Here is a 17007-nt window from a genome sequence, read left to right as displayed (position 1 = left end):
ATGTTCATAGTATCCATGTACAGAACATAGATTACAGTAACACAGATTATATGCGGTGCTGTATATGAAAAAGAAATACTGGATGATAGGTATGATAATGATGATAGTTCTCTCTGGCTTTCCTTCCTTCGGTACTCGTGCCGGGGATGAAGATGTCCCGGAAGAGCTGTCGCAGCTATACGCCCGGTCCGCAGTTCTTATGGATGCTGACAGCGGGCGTGTTTTATTTGGCAAAGAGGAAGATGTAGTCAGGCCGATGGCCAGTACTACGAAGATTATGACTTGTATCCTTGCGCTTGAGAACATGCAGGAAGACGAGGTGACGGCAGCATCGGATTACGCTGCGAGCCAGCCGAAAGTCCGGCTTGGAGTGAAGGGAAAAGAGGAGTTCCGGATGAAGGACCTTCTATATTCCCTTATGCTGGAATCCCATAATGACAGTGCGGTAGTGATTGCAGAAGGAATTGCGGGGTCGGTAGAGGAATTCGCCGGCATGATGAATAAGAAAGCAGCTGAGATTGGATGCAGCGATACATATTTTGTTACCCCGAATGGGCTGGACGGCTATGACGATGGGGGGACACACTCTACGACCGCAAGAGATCTGGCGGCTATCATGAGGTACTGCATTAAGGAATCGCCGAAGAAGGAACAATTCCTAGAAGTGACGCGCACGAAGGAGTACAGTTTTACAAATGTAAAAGGGGACAGGAGCTTTTCGTGCAGCAACCACAATGCTTTCCTGACGATGATGGACGGGGCTCTGTCGGGAAAGACAGGGTTTACGGGAGATGCCGGATACTGTTACGTGGGGGCGCTCGAACGGGACGGCCGGACATTTATCGTGGCTCTGCTCGCCTGCGGCTGGCCGAACAACAAAGGATATAAATGGAAAGACACGAGAAAGCTGATGGAGTATGGCATCACCAATTACCAATACGAGACGGTCTGGGAGGATATAGAGCTCAAAGACGTAAGGACGGAGCGTGGAATAAAAAGAGGCGATGAATTTGGCGGCGATGCAGAGATTCCGGTCAAGATTGCAGACGCAGACAAAGACTTCAAAGTGCTGCTCAAAGAAGGAGAAAAAGTAGAGGTGGACTGTAATGTGAAACAGACACTTGCCGCGCCGGTAAAAGAAGGAGAAAAAGTCGGCACGGTTACATATACGCTGGACGGCGAGGTCTTGAGGGAATACCCGGTCGTGACTACAGAACCCGCGGACAGAAAAAATGCCGGATGGTGCGCGAAGGTTCTTGTGAGGAAACTTCTGATGCAATAGGCATCTATCCATTACGAAATCTTATATCTCCATAATGAACGGTAATTTCACAAAATCCTGCAGGAATGATACTATATAAGTGAAGAAAGAGGGATGGAGTTCATGTGAAGGAGGTGTCATTATGGGAAACATTATAGGATGGACTATCGTAGCTGTAGCGGCGCTATATGGAATATATATCGTATTATCTGACAAAAAAAGGCACTTCTAGGCGGAAGACATGTTATGAACAGACGGCTGCATCCTGTATGCTGATTTCGGTGATCAGACAGGATGCAGCCGTTTTATATCAGAGGAGGTTCTTCCTGACGTAGTGGAGGAAGAGCTTCATGGCCGGCGAAAGGTCTTTGGCCGAGCGCAGGGCGATTCCCAAGTTGCGGTAAGACTTTGGCAGAAGTGGACGGGTCACATAATCCCCGTGATATAAAGATAGAAAAAGCTGAGGCATGATACTGACTCCAAGCCCATGTTCTACCATGGAGGCAATAGAATAATCATTCTTTCCGGTGAATTTTATGTCCGGCGTAATCCCCGCCTTTTCAAGCAGCGGATGTATATCTGCGTCATTGACCCGGTCATATATGATAAAGGGCTGGTTTTCAAACAGCTCAATCGGCACTTTGTCAAGCTCTGTGTATGGGTGCCCTTTTGGGAGGACCGCGAGGAGAGGGTCCTGCTCTACATGGATGAAGTCATAGCTTTTGTCTTTCTGAAAGCTTGTAAGGCCGATGTCTACCGTGAAATCTTCCAGCCATCTGGAGATTTCGCCGCCGCTTCCTTCCATAATCTGAAATATGATACCCGGGTAGTCGGCCTGGAACCGGCGGATGATATGGGGAAGCCAGTGTATAGAACAGCTGACATAAGTCCCGATACGTAACGTTCCTTTTTTCAGCCCTTTCAAGAAAGAAATCTCCTGATTGACGGTCTCGTTGGAAAAGAGCAGGGCCCGGATAGATGGGAGCAGGGCCTCGCCCTCCGGTGTAAGGGAGACGCCCTTGTGGCCTTTATAGAACAGTGGGAAGCCGACTTCGGTTTCAAGCGACTTCATCATCTGTGTGATTCCGGACTGCGTATAGCCGAGCTTTTCACCAGCCTTTGTAAAACTGCCGAGATGGATGGCCGTCAGCAGCACTTCACATTTTTTCAAATCCATTATCCCTTTCTCCTTTCCCTTTCGTCTGCATGTACCTATTCTAATTATATAACAGATGGGGCCGGAAAAGAAAGTTTTAAGGGTAGATTTTTCTGCCGATACATGTATAATCTACAGTATACGGAAAAGATAGAAGCCCCGTCCAGAGGGGGAAGGAGGAGAGAAGATGTCGATAGAAAGAGTGAGGGATTATTTTCGGCAGTATAGTATGGAAGAACGGATAAGGGAGGTGGATGCATCAAGTGCTACCGTTGAGACGGCGGCCGCAGCGCTTGGATGTGAACCGAAACGAATCGCAAAGACGCTGTCGTTCCGGGCGGGTGAAGATATCATCCTTATTGTGACAGCTGGCGATATGAAGATAGACAATAAGAAGTACAAATTACGGTTCGGGTGCAAAGCCCAGATGCTGAAGGCGGAAGAGGTGGAACCGCTCGTTGGCCATGGCGTGGGCGGAGTATGCCCGTTCGGTATAAATGACGGCATAGACGTATACATGGATGTGTCGCTGAAAAGGTTCGATACCGTGTTCCCGGCGGCCGGAAGCGGAAACAGCATGATAGAGCTTTGCATAGATGAACTGGAGCGGTACGGAGGCAGCAGCGGATGGGTCGATGTGTGCAGGGAACGCTGAGACAGGACCCTTGAAAAAGATACATGCCGTTGTTGCAAAAGGAAAGGAATTCTTTTATAATATCTGAAAGGAAGAGTATTTTACAAGCTGGCCTTTTCTTCGTACGACTTAACGGAAAGGAGGGAACAGCTGATCTGATCAATTCTGACGTATCGGAGCAGTACATCTGCTCCGCTGTCCTGATAGGGCTACAGGCCTTTTCTGATGGAATCGCAGCCGCTTCTGGCAGAATCCACGACTAAATTCTTGGAGAAAGAAAAGCAGGAATATTCTTTCGGTCTTTTGCCGAGATTTTGTTGATTTTAATATTGACATTTCCCGGCAAGTATAATACTATATTAATCGAGGAACGAACATTCGTTCGGCAATGAGAAGGAGAGCATGTTATGGTAAGTGATGATAAGAAGAAAGCGCTCGATGCGGCGATATCGAAACTAGAGAAAGATTTTGGGAAAGGCACTGTCATGAAATTGGGCGATCCGGCAGCTCAGGTGCAGGTTGAGACGGTACCGACAGGTTCCCTTAGCCTTGACCTGGCCCTGGGGCTCGGCGGCGTACCGAAGGGGCGTGTGATAGAGATATATGGGCCGGAGTCAAGCGGTAAGACGACAGTGGCGCTCCACATGATAGCTGAGGTGCAGAAGCGCGGAGGGATAGCGGGTTTTATAGATGCTGAGCATGCGCTGGATCCTGTATACGCGGGCAACATAGGCGTCGACATTGATGAACTGTACATATCACAGCCGGACAGCGGAGACCAGGCGCTTGAGATAACTGAGACGATGGTGCGCTCCGGCGCGATGGACATCGTTGTCGTCGATTCCGTGGCCGCGCTCGTGCCGAGACAGGAGATTGAAGGCGATATGGGAGACAGCCATGTAGGACTTCAGGCAAGACTCATGTCCCAGGCACTGAGGAAGCTGACGCCTGTAATCAGCAAATCAAACTGTGTCGTAATCTTCATCAACCAGTTAAGGGAGAAAGTAGGAATCATGTTCGGCAATCCGGAGACGACTACCGGCGGCCGTGCGCTTAAGTTCTATGCGTCTATCCGTATGGATGTCAGAAGGATAGAGACGCTGAAGCAGGGCGGAGAGATGGTCGGCAACAGGACGAGAGTTAAGATTGTGAAGAACAAGATTGCGCCGCCGTTTAAAGAAGCTGAATTTGACATAATGTTCGGAAAAGGAATTTCCCGCGAAGGGGATATCCTGGATTTGGCCGCAGGTATCAATGTAATCAATAAGAGCGGCGCCTGGTATGCTTACAACGGCGATAAGATTGGACAAGGGCGTGAAAATGCCAAGATGTATCTGGCGGAGCATCCGGATATGCTGGAAGAAGTAGAGGCCAGCATCCGGGCGCATTATCATCTGGGAGAGGATGCGGACGCAGCGGCGGAAGAGGCCGGCCAGCAGGATAGCAAGAAAAAAGAATCCAGGAAAAAGGACGAGGATGAATAAACATGACGGTCACGAAGATTGAACGTGTGACAAAGACGAGATACCGGATATATGTGGACGGACAGTTCGCCTTTATATTGTATAAAGGCGAACTGTCCCGTTATCTTATCTCGGAAGAGGAGGAAATCACAGAAGAGACGTTTGAGAGAATCAGGACGGAAGTGATATTAAAAAGAGCCAGGCTTAAAGCCATGCATCTGCTGAACGACATGGACCGCACAGAGGGACAGCTCAGGACAAAGCTCAGGCAGGGCGGCTATACGGAGGATATGGTAGATGCGGCCGTAGACTATGTAAAGTCTTTTGGCTATGTCAATGACGATGCTTATGTAAGAAGATTTATAATGGGCAGGAAAGAGAGAAAGAGCAAAAGAGAGATATCCGGAGCACTCTGCCAGAAAGGGATACCGAAAGAACAGATAGACGCTGCCATGGAAGAATGTTATGGGAAGGAAGATTCTCATGCAGCCATACGGAAGATTCTGGAAAAGAAAAAGTATGACCCCGCTACTGCTCAAGACGCTGAAAAGCGCAGAATCATGGGCTATCTGACACGCAAAGGATTCAGCTATGATGACATCCGTCAAGTAATACAAGTTTCTGAGTGGAATGCTTGACATCTTTGTGAAAACAGTATAAAATTTAAGTGTTGTATTTGTACAATGAAAATTAAATAAGGAGGTGCTCCTGTGCCGATAGGAATAGTTATTGCTGTAGCCGTGGTACTTGTCATATTAACAGCGGCAGTCAGTCATTTTGTTACGGTCTCCAATCTGAAGAAGAATGCAGAGTCTAAGATTGGGAATGCGGAAAGCAAGGCCAGAGAAATTATTGACGACGCGGTAAAGACAGCCGAGGCCAAGAAAAAGGAGTCTCTCTTGGAAATTAAGGAAGAGTCTATCAAGAATAAGAACGAGCTTGAAAAAGAGACAAAAGAACGCAGGGCAGAATTGCAGCGTTACGAGAAAAGAGTCCTTTCCAAAGAAGAGGCACTGGATAAGAAGTCAGAGGCTATCGAAAAGCGTGAGTCAGGGTTTGCAGCAAAAGAAGAACAGCTTAAGCAGCGCGAAACGAAAGTGGAAGAGCTGAGTAAGCAGCGAGTACAGGAACTAGAAAGAATCTCAGGACTTACCTCCGAACAAGCAAAAGAATATTTGTTAAAAACTGTTGAAGAAGATGTTAAACATGATACCGCTAAGATGATCAAAGAACTGGAGACGCAGGCGAAGGAAGAGGCGGACAAGAAGGCAAAGGAATATGTCGTCACCGCCATCCAGAGATGCGCTGCAGATCATGTGGCGGAAACTACAATTTCGGTTGTACAGCTTCCAAGTGATGAAATGAAAGGGAGAATCATCGGAAGGGAAGGACGTAATATCCGCACCCTTGAAACGCTTACGGGCGTAGAGCTTATTATCGATGACACCCCGGAGGCCGTTGTCTTGTCAGGCTTCGATCCAATCAGGAGAGAGGTCGCAAGGATAGCGCTTGAGAAGCTGATTGTTGACGGACGTATTCATCCGGCAAGAATTGAGGAGATGGTAGAGAAAGCGCAGAAAGAAGTAGAGACGATGATTCGTGAAGAGGGAGAGGCGGCAGCACTTGAAGTCGGCGTACATGGAATTCATCCTGAACTCATCAAGCTTTTGGGACGGATGAAATTCAGAACAAGCTATGGGCAGAATGCACTCAAGCATTCTATCGAAGTTGCGCAGCTGTCCGGTCTTCTGGCGGGAGAAATCGGCCTTGACGTCAGAGTGGCGAAAAGGGCAGGGCTTCTGCACGATGTAGGAAAATCTATTGATCATGATGTGGAAGGCTCACATATTCAGATTGGAGTGGATCTCTGTAGAAAATACAAGGAATCCGCCACGGTCATCAATGCGGTAGAGGCTCATCACGGCGACGTAGAACCGGAAACTTTAATTGCATGCGTAGTACAGGCGGCAGATACGATATCTGCGGCAAGACCAGGTGCGAGAAGAGAAACAATTGAAACATATACAAACAGGTTAAAACAATTAGAAGATATCACCAATCAATTTAAAGGTGTTGATAAGTCTTTTGCAATTCAGGCAGGTAGAGAGATTCGTGTAATGGTAGTTCCAGAGCAGGTATCTGATGCAGACATGGTATTGATGGCCAGAGATATAGCAAAGCAGATAGAGTATGAGCTAGAATATCCTGGGCAGATTAAAGTCAATGTAATCCGTGAGTCACGTGTTACTGACTATGCCAAGTAGAAGATAAATGTTGAAGGGAGCTGTCACGCTGAGCAATCAGCGGGACAGCTCTTTTTTTGTATCATAGGAAACTTCGTTGATCATTTAATCTGGTTATTATTTACCCTTAGTTCTGCCCTCGAGCATCTACTTTTCGGCCGGTGCATATGCAATCAATACGATGTCTTCCTCTGTCTGCTGCTTCAGCTTTTCCTGCAGTTCGTTGATTTCTTTTATACAGTCAGACGAGATATGGGCAATCTCATATTCATGCTCCATGGGAATCACCTCCACAGTTAGTATTGGCAGAACATTAGAAATTAAACGCTGTGCCAAAATATCACGCACGCTCCGCCTGAACTGGAATTTTCAATCTCGGCGGAGCCTCCAAGCTGTTCTGCAAGCTGCTTTACGATATAAAGTCCAAGCCCCGAATGTCCGCCTTTCGTCCTGCGGGCGATATCCCCTCTGTAAAATTTGTCAAACGCTTTCTGCAGGTCCTGGCTGCCAAATCCAGGTCCGGAATCACAGATCCTATAACATACCCGTTCTTTTTCAAGCGATACATCCATCGTAATCCTGCCGCCTCGGGGTGTATACTGTATGCTGTTGGATATGATGTTGTCGATGATACGTGACAGCATTTCCACATCCGTCCTGACGGGGGAGAGCAAGTCGCCGTGTATATCCAATGCCAGCTCGATGTCTTTGCAGCAGGACTGTAATCGATAATCCTGTACCTTTTGCGACAGCAGTTCCCGTATATCTATGGCAGTGGGCTGTGGCTGGATATCCGGCCGCTCCAAATCCGCCGCATCCTGCATCCTCTGGACGAGAGAGGCACTTTTTTCTGTGTTGGCCTTTATGACGGAAAGATAACGGTGCCATTTTTCGCTGTCATCGGGAGTGCTGTCCAGCAGCGCATCCGTATATGCCAGAATGACAGAAAGAGGAGATTTCAAATCGTGGGCCAGAGCCTCTGTCATGAAGACTTGTTCCTGTTCCATGTGCCATTGGGCGGATAACGAGCTTTTCAATTCTTCTTTCATCTCAGAAAATGCACTGCAGAGCCTGCCCAGCTCATTATCTGAATGATAGTCGATCTCAAAGTCAAGGTTCTTCTCCCGTATGTTCTTGGCGGCGCCGGTTAGAAGCCGAAGCGGGTAATTGATTTTCTCAGCCAGTATCCTGGAAAACAGAAATGTAAAGCCGATAATATACATAAACGGTGAAAATAGAGCAATGCCAATAACTACAGCGGTCAGACGTCCCCGGTCATTGGCAAACGTCATTTTGATCTGATAGGAGAGAAGCACGGCTCCTTCTATATTCCCGCCGGCCTCTGTAATAGGGACGGTATGGATATAATATCCGTCTCGGAAGATGGTTGTATTCAGGAAGCTGTCAAATAATTCGTCTCTCGTATCAAACAGCTTTTGCAAATGGGTACCATACAGGATATTGCCGTCATTATCTACGACCTGATAGGACATATCCTCCCCTCGTATGACATCTGCCAGATCAGCCCCGCCCTCCTGAATCAGGAGCTCTGTGCTCTTTTCTTGGACATATGCTTCGATGCCGGGAATCTGCCGTTCATAGTAATCGGCCGGGTATATATCTTTGCCAAGCGACTTCGTGAACAGGTGATAAGCGAGGGCGCAGGTAAGCGCGGACGCTGCTGCGCTGGCAGCTGCAATCATGATGAGGGTGCGCCGGAACAGGGGAGCAAATGATTCGTTTCTCATCTTAAGTCACCTCCTTGGTACTGCGTTTTGTTCCATTTATATCCGATCCCCCAGACTGTTTGAATATACCCGCTGCCTGGTGCGGCGGTGGCAAGCTTTGACCGGATTCTTTTGATCCGTTCGACAACGGTTGCGGAATCGCCGTCGGAATCAAACCCCCAGACTTTTTCATAGATCTGTTCTCTTGAAAAAACCTGCCCTGCATGGAGGGCCAGAAGTTCAACGATATCATATTCCCGTTTCGTAAGGGGCACGCTCTTTCCATCTACGATGACCTCCCGTTCCTTTATGCAGATGCTCAGGTTTCCGAAATACAGCTTCGAACGTCTGCCCTCTGCGTTGATATACTGGGACCGCGCTTCCCTGCGCAGGCTGGCCTCGATGCGGGCCATCAGTTCTCGCAGTCCAAAGGGCTTTGTGATATAGTCATCTGCGCCGATGGTCAGCCCTTTGACCTTATCGGCCTCTGCCTGTTTTGCACTCAGAAAGATGACCGGGCACAGCACATCGTCCCGGATTGCCCTGCAGACGTCAAAGCCGTCCCTTCCCGGCATCATAATATCGAGAATGATAAGATCCGGCTGCATTTTGGACAGTGCTATCCCTGTCTGCCCGTCATAGGCAGCCAGCACCTCATGGCCTTTGGCCTGCAGCTCTTCTTCAAGAAGCGTTACAAGGTCCACTTCATCGTCTATGATTAATATTGTGCTCAAAACAGAACTCCTTTCTTGCTGGATGGCATATGTAGCAGCATCTGCTTACCCATATGTTTTCCTTCCTTCCCATATGTTAAACCAGATGATCCCGAGTATCAAGGATAATGCGAGGCCAGCCGAAACTGCAGCCAGTGCGGCGGCCCCGGTTCTTACCATCCCGGATATGACTGCCGAGGACGGCATGGTTCCCCCGTCTTTGAGGAAGCAGGCTCCAGGCAGCATTCCGAGCTTAACGGGCCACGTCCACGGGACAAGCGGCCATGCGTCCGAGCCTAGACGTGTGAGTCCGAGCAATGCCGCCATTAAGAGGCCGCATATGCTCATGCCGACAGACGCGCCCATGCCCCATGAGAAACTAACCCACAGATGGAGTGCCAGCAGTGGAAGAGAGCCGGCCACTGAAAGGGCTGCTGCGGCTATGAACAGGCCGGGCGAAGCATAGACTGGCGACTCTATATTCATTCCCACGCAGAAAGTCAGCACTGCGATAAATGTACACGTAGACAGGCAGAAGAGTAGTAAAAGAAATTTTCCGAGATATAATCTGGCTCTTGGAACCCCTGTCGTTAAAAATCCATTAAAATCTCCGGCCAGTTCTTCTGAGTGGACAACAGCACCTGACAGGACGCCGGCGCCTATTGGAATGATGAATACCGTCCACAGCGTAAAAAAGCCCTCAAAGGCAAATTCCGGGGTAAATCCGGAGCGGACCGAAAGGTAGACAGCAGCGCAAGATGAGAACACGACAGGCATGCAAAAGGTAAACCGGCGGATGGCTGTCCGTTTCGTCTTAAGCCATTCTGATGAAAAGAGCATCCACATCATTCTTCCCTCCTTTTAAACCATGCCGCAGTCAGAAACGAGACGACAAGAAATGCAGTGATTGAGACTGCGATTCCAGCTGGTATGACGGAAGCATCCAGCAGAGGGTTCCCGCTTTCTAATACCATACCGTTTGGGTGTACTCCGATGACAGGGCACATCAGCCTCGTTGCCCAGCTCCATGGCACTGCAATCCAGTATGGATGCGGAGCGGCTAAGATACCCGCAGCCATTCCTGCAAAACCGATACCTATGCTCAGGAAGATGCCTCCCTTTGTAGCAGCCCACAGCTGGAGCGGAATAAGTACGAGAGAAGTAATCCAGCAGAGCGCGCCGGCTGCAATAATCTGCCCGATAGGAACAGAGCCGGATCCGGACAGCACACCCGCCATGACGGCTGAAATGGTCAATACAAGTGTAGAAAACAGGCTGTGGATGGACATAGCGGCAATCTTATCTGCCCAGAGTGCCGCAGGCGGTACATCGTGAGCACGAAGGGAGCGGTAATTGCCGGATTTTTTTTCCTGTGCGGCAGCCAGTGTGGCAAATAACGCGAACCCAAGGGGCAGGAATGCCAATGGCCACCAGTTGTATACGAGAGCGAGCAGGCTCTGCCACATCCATCTGCTGTTCTCAGACAGAGGATGTTTCATAAGCGTGGCATGCATTATCACTGCATATACTGTGAAAAATAAGGGAATAAAGACAACCAGCCTGCGCATAAATGTTCTTTTGTACTTTAGCATTTCTGATTTCAGTCCATGCATCTTTCCTGTCCTCCTTTGAGAATGACATCTGTGAAGAATTGCTCCAGATTCTTGCCGGGTGCCGGCGTGCCTTGGAACAAGAGCCGCCCTTTGTCGATGATTCCAATCGTGTCTGCAATCTGTGCGACCTCTGAGAGTATGTGGCTGGATAAGAGTACGGTAATCCCCTTATCCGGTAACGAGGCAATAAGCCCGCGCAGTTCCTGGATACCAAAAGGGTCAAGCCCGTTGGCCGGCTCGTCCAGAATAAGCAGCTCTGGTTCACAAAGCAGGGCGGCGGCCAATCCGAGCCGCTGTTTCATTCCCATGGAAAATTGTGCGGCCCGTTTTTTGCCCGTACCTTGCAGATGGACGGTATCCAGCACTTCATCGATTTTTACCTCTGGTATGCCGAGAAGCTTTGTATGCACAAGAAGGTTTTCTTTTGCCGTGAGGTTGCCGTACAAAGCGGGGGATTCAATCAGAGAGCCGATTCTTCCTAATACAGCTCTCTCCCAGGGCTTCCTGTTGAAGAGAATCTGTCCGGCGGATGGCCGGAGGAGGCCGACAAGCATTTTGAGTGTCGTAGATTTTCCTGCGCCATTCGGTCCGAGAAGTCCATAGATGCTGCCGCGCTCGATTTCCAGGGAAATGCTGCTTACGGCTTGCTGGCTTCCAAATCTTTTTGATAAATTTTTTGTTTCCAGAATGAAATCTTTCATGTCTGAACATCCTTTCTTTTATAAGTTGAATTGTGCTGTATGATGAATACTAGCACAAAAGAATAACATTTCTATAACGTTCCGGATTATCAGCGTTAAAAAAGTAACGTTTGACATTTCATACTGTAATAATTATAATTACAGTATGCGGCAGCATAATGGTTAAAATATGAGTGATGGGATGTGGAGGCTGCGATGGAAAAAGAAAACAAGAAGCGACAATACGAAACAAACGTGGATGAGACATCAGACGGCTGGCGAGAGGGATATATCGGAACCTATGCGTCTGAAAAGAGCAGAGGGGTCTATCAATTTTCAGTCAATATCGAAAGCGGTTGCATGACAGAACCAGAGCTCCTCTACGAAGCACATAATGCAAAATGGGTGTCCCTGGCAGGGGATATGCTTGCTTTTCCGACAGAGCGGCAAGGCAGGGCAGGAACATGCTTTGCACGCCTCACGGATAAGGGGGCAGGTCTTGTGGGAGAGATACTGGAAGAAAAAGACACGCCTTGTTTCATCCTGCAGGAGGGGGCGTACGTATATACAGCCAACTACCACGATGGCACGGTAATGATATATCATATGGGAAAAGAAGGACCTGAAGCGGCCGGCAGGATTGAAAATGGAGGGGAGGCAGGCTGCCACCAGATTATGATCCACGGGTCCTATGTGATGGTTCCCTGCCTGACGCAGCATCGTATCCGGCTGTTTGACCGGACAGATGGCTTCCGCTCCTGCGGTGATGTCCGGTTCCCGAATGGGAGCGGACCAAGACACGGGGTATTCAACACATCACATACGCTGCTGTATGTAGTGAGCGAATGGAGCAATGAGCTGTTTATCTTTGAAGTGCAGGACAATACGTTTCTACTGCGCCAGCAGATATCTATACTTCCCGAAGAGGCGGAGAGCGGGAGACAGAAGCAGGATGCGTCTGCTGCGGCGATACGCCTTACGGGAGATGAACGGTTTTTGTATATATCCATAAGAGGGCTGGATCTGCTGGCTGTTGTGGATGTCACCGGGAACAGCGCCAAGGTGCTGGAACACGTACCATGTGGCGGAGAACATCCGAGAGATTTTGTCCTGACGGAGAATGAGAAGTATCTGCTTGTGGCAAACCGTTTTTCGGGAGAGGTAGTCAGTTTGGAAAGAGACAGGATGAACGGCAGGATTATAGGAATCCGAAGCCGTATCGGCATGCCCGAGGGAGTTTCTCTGGCGATACGGCAAGGCAGCGAATGGAAGAAGGAGGTAATATGATGCAGAAGACAGAGATTGGAGTCATCGGCCTGGCAGTTATGGGAAGAAGCATTGCCCTTAATATGGCGGATCATGGATTTAGAGTGGGAGGATATAACAGGAGCCGTGAGGTGACAGACACGGTGGTACGAGAGTACCCCCATGAGAACCTCATACCTTTTTATGATATGGAGTCGCTCGTGGCGTCTCAGGATCGTCCGAGACGGTTTCTGATTATGGTGAAAGCGGGAAAGCCGGTCGATATGGTGATTGAACAGCTCGTTCCGCTGCTGGATGATGGGGATATGATACTGGACGGAGGGAACTCATTTTTTGAGGATACGAGAAGGCGTGAGAGAGAACTGAAGGCGAAGGGCATCTATTACTTTGGCACCGGCGTATCAGGGGGAGAGCACGGCGCCCGTTTCGGACCGTCCATCATGCCGGGGGGAGATGAGTCTGCCTACAGCCACGTCGCCCCGGTATTGGAAGCAGTCGCAGCCAGGGCCAAAGGGGAACCGTGCTGTGCCTACATGGGCCCTGACGGTGCCGGGCATTATGTAAAGATGGTGCATAACGGGATAGAGTATGCGGATATGCAGCTCATAGCGGAAGCGTATCTGCTGCTGAAATATGCCGGAGGCTATACGAATGAGGAGCTCGCTGCTATATTTGAAGAGTGGAACGAAGGGGAGCTGAAGAGCTACCTCATTGAGATTACGGCCAGGATATTCCGGGAATCAGATGACTATGCCCAGGGAGAACTGGTGGACTATATACTAGACAGTGCCGGACAGAAGGGCACCGGACGGTGGACCAGCCTGGAGTCGCTGAAGCAGGGGGTGAACGTATCGATGATAACTGCGGCCTGCAATGCGAGGATCATGTCCAACAGGATGGAAGAGAGAAAGGCGGCGCAATCGCTGATCAGCGGTTCTCTCCGTAGGCCTGCCGTGGATAAAAGGGAGTTTGCCGAGATGGTCAGAAGAGGCCTGTACACGGCGAAGATTGTCGCGTATGCCCAGGGATTTGACTTGCTCAGACATGCCTCTGCGGAATATGGATGGAATCTCAACTATGGCAGGATAGCCGCCATATTCCGTGCAGGGTGCATCATACAGGCTCAGTTCCTCGATGAGATAACAAATGCATTTGACAATGATTCGGACCTTACGAATCTGATGCTGGATTCATATTTTCTGGAAGGCGTCAACCGGGGGAAGGAGAGCCTTCAGAATATTCTGTGCCTTGGCATCCAGAACGGAATTCCACTGCCGGCTATGAGCCAGGCGGAAGCTTACATCGATGCATTCAGAGGGATGCCGGTGGGAGCGAATCTTATCCAGGCCCAGAGGGACTGTTTCGGGGCCCACACATTTGAAAGAACAGACCGGGAAGGAATCTTCCACCATGACTGGGGGCAGGACAATGCATAAGGAGCAGACATTTACAATTTTTGGCGGTACCGGGGATCTGACGTTCCGCAAGCTGATTCCGGCGCTTTATAACATGGCGGCTGCAGGTAATGAGCAGCTCAACGGTCAGATTGTCATTATAGGAAGAAGAGACTACACGAGCGAGGCATATCGGAAACTTGCGGGGGAATGGGTTGAGAAATTTGCCCGTCTTTCGTACAGAGAAGAGATTTATAACAAGCTGGCGGAGCGTATCGTCTATTACCGCATGGATTTTACGGATGAAGAAGAGTTTAGAGGGCTGGACGAATTTTACAGAGCATCCGGTGCCGGCGGCCATATTTTCTATTTTGCAGTGGCACCCCGCTTTTTCAGCACGATAGTAAAAGGGCTTAAGGCTGTCCATGGAGCCGGCAGCGGCAAGGTCGTCATCGAGAAGCCTTTCGGGGAGAATCTGGAGGCGGCAGAAGAGCTGAATATCATGATGGAGGCATTTTTCCAGCCTGACCACATATACAGAATTGACCATTATCTCGGCAAGGAGATGGTCAGGAATATCCAGACGATTCGTTTTGCCAACCCTATCTTCAGTAATATATGGGATGCGGAGCATATCGAGTGCGTTCAGATATCTGCACTTGAGGAGGTTGGGGTCGAGACGCGGGGCGGTTATTACGATCACAGCGGTGCATTGAAAGATATGATGCAGAACCACCTGTTCCAGATACTCACAATTGTTGCGATGGAGCGTCCGCAGGGACCGGGCGTGGAAGAGATGCACCGGGAACAGATGAAGGTACTGGAAGCACTCGCCATGCCGGAGGATGCTGCCGGAAATACTGTGCTCGGACAGTACAAAGGGTACCGGAACGAGCAGGCGGTAGATGCCCATTCTGCCACGGAGACATATGCAGCGCTGCGTCTCTTCTTGGAGAACGACAGGTGGAGAGGGATGCCGTTTTATATCCGGACGGGGAAGAAGCTTACGAAGCGGGAGATGCAGGTGGCAATCGTATTTAAAAGCTCTGTGCCGGGCGTGCCGCAGAACATCCTGAATATTAAGATACAGCCGACGGAAGGTGTATATCTGCAGTTCAATATAAAGAGGCCCGGTGAGCTGGATGAGATTATCCAGGCGAAGATGGACTTCTGCCAGAGCTGTTCATATATCAACCAGATGAATACGCCGGAGGCATATGAGAGGCTGCTGGGCGCATGTATCCGCGGGGAGAGGTCCTGGTTTTCCCAATGGGATCAGGTGGAGACGAGCTGGAAGTATGTAGATGCTTTGCGGGAACGTTACGTAGGACAGAGACTTCCCGTATATGCGTATGAACCCGGCAATGCAGGACCGGACGAGGCGGATAGGATGCTGGAGCGTTATGGCCATGCATGGTTCGATTGACCGGACGGGGGAGCTTAGGCAGGACTTGTGGATAATGCAGGATTGGAGAAGTAAAATTGCAAAAACAGTATTTGAGACTCGGAATAATGCCGTTGTAAATAATAAAAAGAATATTATGGAAATTAATCTTGCAAAACGATGTGTCTTATACTATAATAATCTACTAGAACGTGTTATAAAATAAGAAAAAGATAGGATGGATGGAACAATGGCGTTAACATTATCAGAAAAGGCGGCTAGAGTAAAGCCGTCATCAACACTTGCAATCACCGCGAAAGCGAAAGCGATGAAGGCGGAAGGCATTGATGTAGTAGGATTTGGAGCAGGGGAACCGGATTTTAATACACCGGATAATATTAACGAGGCTGCGATACATGCCATCCGGTCTGGATTCACGAAATATACCCCCGCGTCCGGGACGGAAGAGTTGAAAAAGGCGGTGAGCAGGAAATTCCGCGACTTTAACGGGCTTGATTATGCAGCGAATCAGATTGTCGTGAGCAATGGCGGAAAACACTCGCTTACGAACATCTTCCAGGCAATCACGAATCCGGGGGACGAGGTAATCATTCCGGCGCCGTACTGGCTGACATATCCGGAGATTGTCAAGCTGTGTGACAGCATCCCTGTTGTCATCTATGGCACGAAGGAGTCCGGGTATAAAGTAACGGCGAAGCAGATTGAAGGCGCGATTACGAACAAGACGAAGGCGCTCATATTGAATACGCCGAACAACCCGACCGGTATGGTATATTCGGAGGAAGAGCTGCGTGCCATCGCTGACGTGGTGGTGAGGAATGACATTTATGTCGTCGCAGATGAGATGTATGAGAACCTTATCTACGGGGAAAAGAAGCATGTGAGCATCGCCTCTCTCGGCGAGGAGATTTACAAGAGGACAATCACATGCAGCGGCCTGTCCAAGAGCTATTCTATGACAGGATGGAGGATTGGCTATACCGGTTCCAGCGTGGAGATTGCGAAGCTTATGGGAAGCATCCAGAGCCATCAGACATCCAACCCCAACTCTATCGCCCAGAAAGCAGCGCTGGAAGCGCTGGAAGGCCCTCAGGACGCTGTGGATGCCATGCGCGAAGAGTTTGACGCCAGAAGAAAATATATGTATGAGCGCATCCAGAATATGCCTCTGCTGGACTGTCTGGAGCCTGAGGGGGCATTCTATACGTTTGTCGACTTTACAAATGTTCTGGAGAAGTCTTATAAAGGTGTCCGTATCGGAACGGCGTCCCGTGCCGCTGAAATCCTGATTGAAGATTACCGTGTGGCCGTCGTTCCATGCCAGGATTTTGGATTTGACAATTTCGTGCGCCTGTCCTATGCTATATCTATGGAAGGCATAGAGAAGGGACTGAACCGGATTGAGGAATTCGTAACTTCTCTATAGACATCGGAGAAAGGGAAGAGGCAGGC

Annotated in this window: 16 protein-coding genes; 9 read left to right on the top strand and 7 right to left on the bottom strand. The window is 49.4% G+C overall.

Features of this window, described 5'->3' with window-relative positions:
• The first annotated feature begins 64 nt into the window (after positions 1 to 64).
• Positions 65 to 1282 (top strand): D-alanyl-D-alanine carboxypeptidase family protein, encoded by a 1218-nt coding sequence (locus HMPREF0980_RS05630; protein ID WP_084002657.1) that lies wholly within the window; start codon positions 65 to 67, stop codon positions 1280 to 1282.
• Between the two features lie 289 nt (positions 1283 to 1571).
• Here the strand turns inward: HMPREF0980_RS05630 and HMPREF0980_RS05625 are convergent, their stop codons facing one another.
• A complete protein-coding gene (locus HMPREF0980_RS05625; RefSeq protein ID WP_049728108.1) occupies positions 1572 to 2438 on the bottom strand; it encodes a LysR family transcriptional regulator in 867 nt (288 codons plus the stop codon).
• 166 nt (positions 2439 to 2604) lie between these two features.
• Between HMPREF0980_RS05625 and HMPREF0980_RS05620 the strand changes: the two genes are divergently transcribed.
• The 4 genes from HMPREF0980_RS05620 to rny all read left to right on the top strand — a co-directional run bounded on the left by HMPREF0980_RS05620 (position 2605) and on the right by rny (position 6778).
• Positions 2605 to 3072, top strand: a complete 468-nt coding sequence (locus tag HMPREF0980_RS05620; RefSeq protein ID WP_049728107.1) for a YbaK/EbsC family protein — start codon at positions 2605 to 2607, stop codon at positions 3070 to 3072.
• 386 nt (positions 3073 to 3458) lie between these two features.
• Positions 3459 to 4535: a recombinase RecA gene (recA, locus tag HMPREF0980_RS05610; protein ID WP_049728105.1), complete on the top strand. Its 1077-nt coding sequence runs from the start codon at positions 3459 to 3461 to the stop codon at positions 4533 to 4535.
• A gap of 2 nt (positions 4536 to 4537) precedes the next feature.
• Positions 4538 to 5152 (top strand): regulatory protein RecX, encoded by a 615-nt coding sequence (locus tag HMPREF0980_RS05605; protein WP_049728104.1) that lies wholly within the window; start codon positions 4538 to 4540, stop codon positions 5150 to 5152.
• A gap of 72 nt (positions 5153 to 5224) precedes the next feature.
• The gene (gene rny / locus HMPREF0980_RS05600) at positions 5225 to 6778 is read left to right on the top strand and encodes a ribonuclease Y (protein WP_049728103.1); all 1554 of its coding nucleotides are present in this window, start codon (positions 5225 to 5227) and stop codon (positions 6776 to 6778) included.
• Between the two features lie 126 nt (positions 6779 to 6904).
• Here the strand turns inward: rny and HMPREF0980_RS19580 are convergent, their stop codons facing one another.
• The 6 genes from HMPREF0980_RS19580 to HMPREF0980_RS05575 are packed head-to-tail and all read right to left on the bottom strand — an operon-like array spanning position 6905 to position 11511.
• The gene (locus tag HMPREF0980_RS19580) at positions 6905 to 7036 is read right to left on the bottom strand and encodes a hypothetical protein (RefSeq protein WP_255351347.1); all 132 of its coding nucleotides are present in this window, start codon (positions 7034 to 7036) and stop codon (positions 6905 to 6907) included.
• Between the two features lie 41 nt (positions 7037 to 7077).
• On the bottom strand, positions 7078 to 8505 hold the full coding sequence (locus HMPREF0980_RS05595; RefSeq protein ID WP_049728102.1) for a sensor histidine kinase: 1428 nt from the start codon (positions 8503 to 8505) through the stop codon (positions 7078 to 7080).
• The gene (locus HMPREF0980_RS05590; RefSeq protein ID WP_049728101.1) at positions 8502 to 9218 is read right to left on the bottom strand and encodes a response regulator transcription factor; all 717 of its coding nucleotides are present in this window, start codon (positions 9216 to 9218) and stop codon (positions 8502 to 8504) included. Before HMPREF0980_RS05590 ends, HMPREF0980_RS05595 begins: the two co-directional genes overlap by 4 nt.
• A 45-nt stretch (positions 9219 to 9263) precedes the next feature.
• Positions 9264 to 10046 carry a lantibiotic immunity ABC transporter MutG family permease subunit gene (locus tag HMPREF0980_RS05585; protein WP_242847345.1) on the bottom strand — a complete coding sequence of 261 codons (783 nt, stop codon included), beginning with the start codon at positions 10044 to 10046 and terminating at the stop codon, positions 9264 to 9266.
• A complete protein-coding gene (locus tag HMPREF0980_RS05580) occupies positions 10043 to 10810 on the bottom strand; it encodes a lantibiotic immunity ABC transporter MutE/EpiE family permease subunit (RefSeq protein ID WP_049728099.1) in 768 nt (255 codons plus the stop codon). Before HMPREF0980_RS05580 ends, HMPREF0980_RS05585 begins: the two co-directional genes overlap by 4 nt.
• Positions 10798 to 11511 (bottom strand): lantibiotic protection ABC transporter ATP-binding protein, encoded by a 714-nt coding sequence (locus HMPREF0980_RS05575; RefSeq protein WP_049728098.1) that lies wholly within the window; start codon positions 11509 to 11511, stop codon positions 10798 to 10800. Before HMPREF0980_RS05575 ends, HMPREF0980_RS05580 begins: the two co-directional genes overlap by 13 nt.
• 195 nt (positions 11512 to 11706) lie before the next feature.
• Here HMPREF0980_RS05575 and HMPREF0980_RS05570 point away from each other — a divergent pair, with 195 nt between their 5' ends.
• From HMPREF0980_RS05570 to HMPREF0980_RS05550, 4 genes are all read left to right on the top strand, one after another.
• Positions 11707 to 12777 (top strand): lactonase family protein, encoded by a 1071-nt coding sequence (locus tag HMPREF0980_RS05570; protein WP_242847344.1) that lies wholly within the window; start codon positions 11707 to 11709, stop codon positions 12775 to 12777.
• Complete coding sequence (gene gndA / locus HMPREF0980_RS05565) at positions 12777 to 14192, top strand: NADP-dependent phosphogluconate dehydrogenase (RefSeq protein WP_049728096.1); 1416 nt, start codon at positions 12777 to 12779, stop codon at positions 14190 to 14192. The genes HMPREF0980_RS05570 and gndA overlap by 1 nt, the downstream gene beginning before the upstream one ends.
• Entirely contained in the window at positions 14185 to 15576 is a 1392-nt protein-coding gene (gene zwf, locus HMPREF0980_RS05560) for a glucose-6-phosphate dehydrogenase (RefSeq protein WP_049728095.1), read from the top strand. Before gndA ends, zwf begins: the two co-directional genes overlap by 8 nt.
• A gap of 208 nt (positions 15577 to 15784) precedes the next feature.
• The gene (locus tag HMPREF0980_RS05550) at positions 15785 to 16981 is read left to right on the top strand and encodes a pyridoxal phosphate-dependent aminotransferase (RefSeq protein ID WP_049728093.1); all 1197 of its coding nucleotides are present in this window, start codon (positions 15785 to 15787) and stop codon (positions 16979 to 16981) included.
• The last annotated feature ends 26 nt before the right edge of the window (positions 16982 to 17007 follow it).

Origin of the sequence: Dorea sp. D27, assembly GCF_001185345.1 — a bacterium.
In the GTDB taxonomy this organism is placed as follows: Bacteria; Bacillota; Clostridia; order Lachnospirales; family Lachnospiraceae; genus Extibacter.
This window is presented reverse-complemented; position numbering and strand designations above follow the sequence as displayed.

Excerpts from the sequence above, each read along its gene's own strand:
- HMPREF0980_RS05595 (WP_049728102.1), bottom strand. The coding sequence starts at position 8,505 with ATGAGAAACGAATCATTTGCTCCCCTGTTCCGGCGCACCCTCATCATG.
- HMPREF0980_RS05575 (WP_049728098.1), bottom strand. The coding sequence starts at position 11,511 with ATGAAAGATTTCATTCTGGAAACAAAAAATTTATCAAAAAGATTTGGA.
- HMPREF0980_RS05620 (WP_049728107.1), top strand. The coding sequence starts at position 2,605 with ATGTCGATAGAAAGAGTGAGGGATTATTTTCGGCAGTATAGTATGGAA.
- HMPREF0980_RS19580 (WP_255351347.1), bottom strand. The coding sequence starts at position 7,036 with ATGGAGCATGAATATGAGATTGCCCATATCTCGTCTGACTGTATAAAA.
- HMPREF0980_RS05550 (WP_049728093.1), top strand. The coding sequence starts at position 15,785 with ATGGCGTTAACATTATCAGAAAAGGCGGCTAGAGTAAAGCCGTCATCA.
- HMPREF0980_RS05585 (WP_242847345.1), bottom strand. The coding sequence starts at position 10,046 with ATGATGTGGATGCTCTTTTCATCAGAATGGCTTAAGACGAAACGGACA.
- HMPREF0980_RS05570 (WP_242847344.1), top strand. The coding sequence starts at position 11,707 with ATGGAAAAAGAAAACAAGAAGCGACAATACGAAACAAACGTGGATGAG.
- HMPREF0980_RS05625 (WP_049728108.1), bottom strand. The coding sequence starts at position 2,438 with ATGGATTTGAAAAAATGTGAAGTGCTGCTGACGGCCATCCATCTCGGC.
- HMPREF0980_RS05580 (WP_049728099.1), bottom strand. The coding sequence starts at position 10,810 with ATGCATGGACTGAAATCAGAAATGCTAAAGTACAAAAGAACATTTATG.
- recA (WP_049728105.1), top strand. The coding sequence starts at position 3,459 with ATGGTAAGTGATGATAAGAAGAAAGCGCTCGATGCGGCGATATCGAAA.
- HMPREF0980_RS05605 (WP_049728104.1), top strand. The coding sequence starts at position 4,538 with ATGACGGTCACGAAGATTGAACGTGTGACAAAGACGAGATACCGGATA.
- HMPREF0980_RS05630 (WP_084002657.1), top strand. The coding sequence starts at position 65 with ATGAAAAAGAAATACTGGATGATAGGTATGATAATGATGATAGTTCTC.
- zwf (WP_049728095.1), top strand. The coding sequence starts at position 14,185 with ATGCATAAGGAGCAGACATTTACAATTTTTGGCGGTACCGGGGATCTG.
- gndA (WP_049728096.1), top strand. The coding sequence starts at position 12,777 with ATGCAGAAGACAGAGATTGGAGTCATCGGCCTGGCAGTTATGGGAAGA.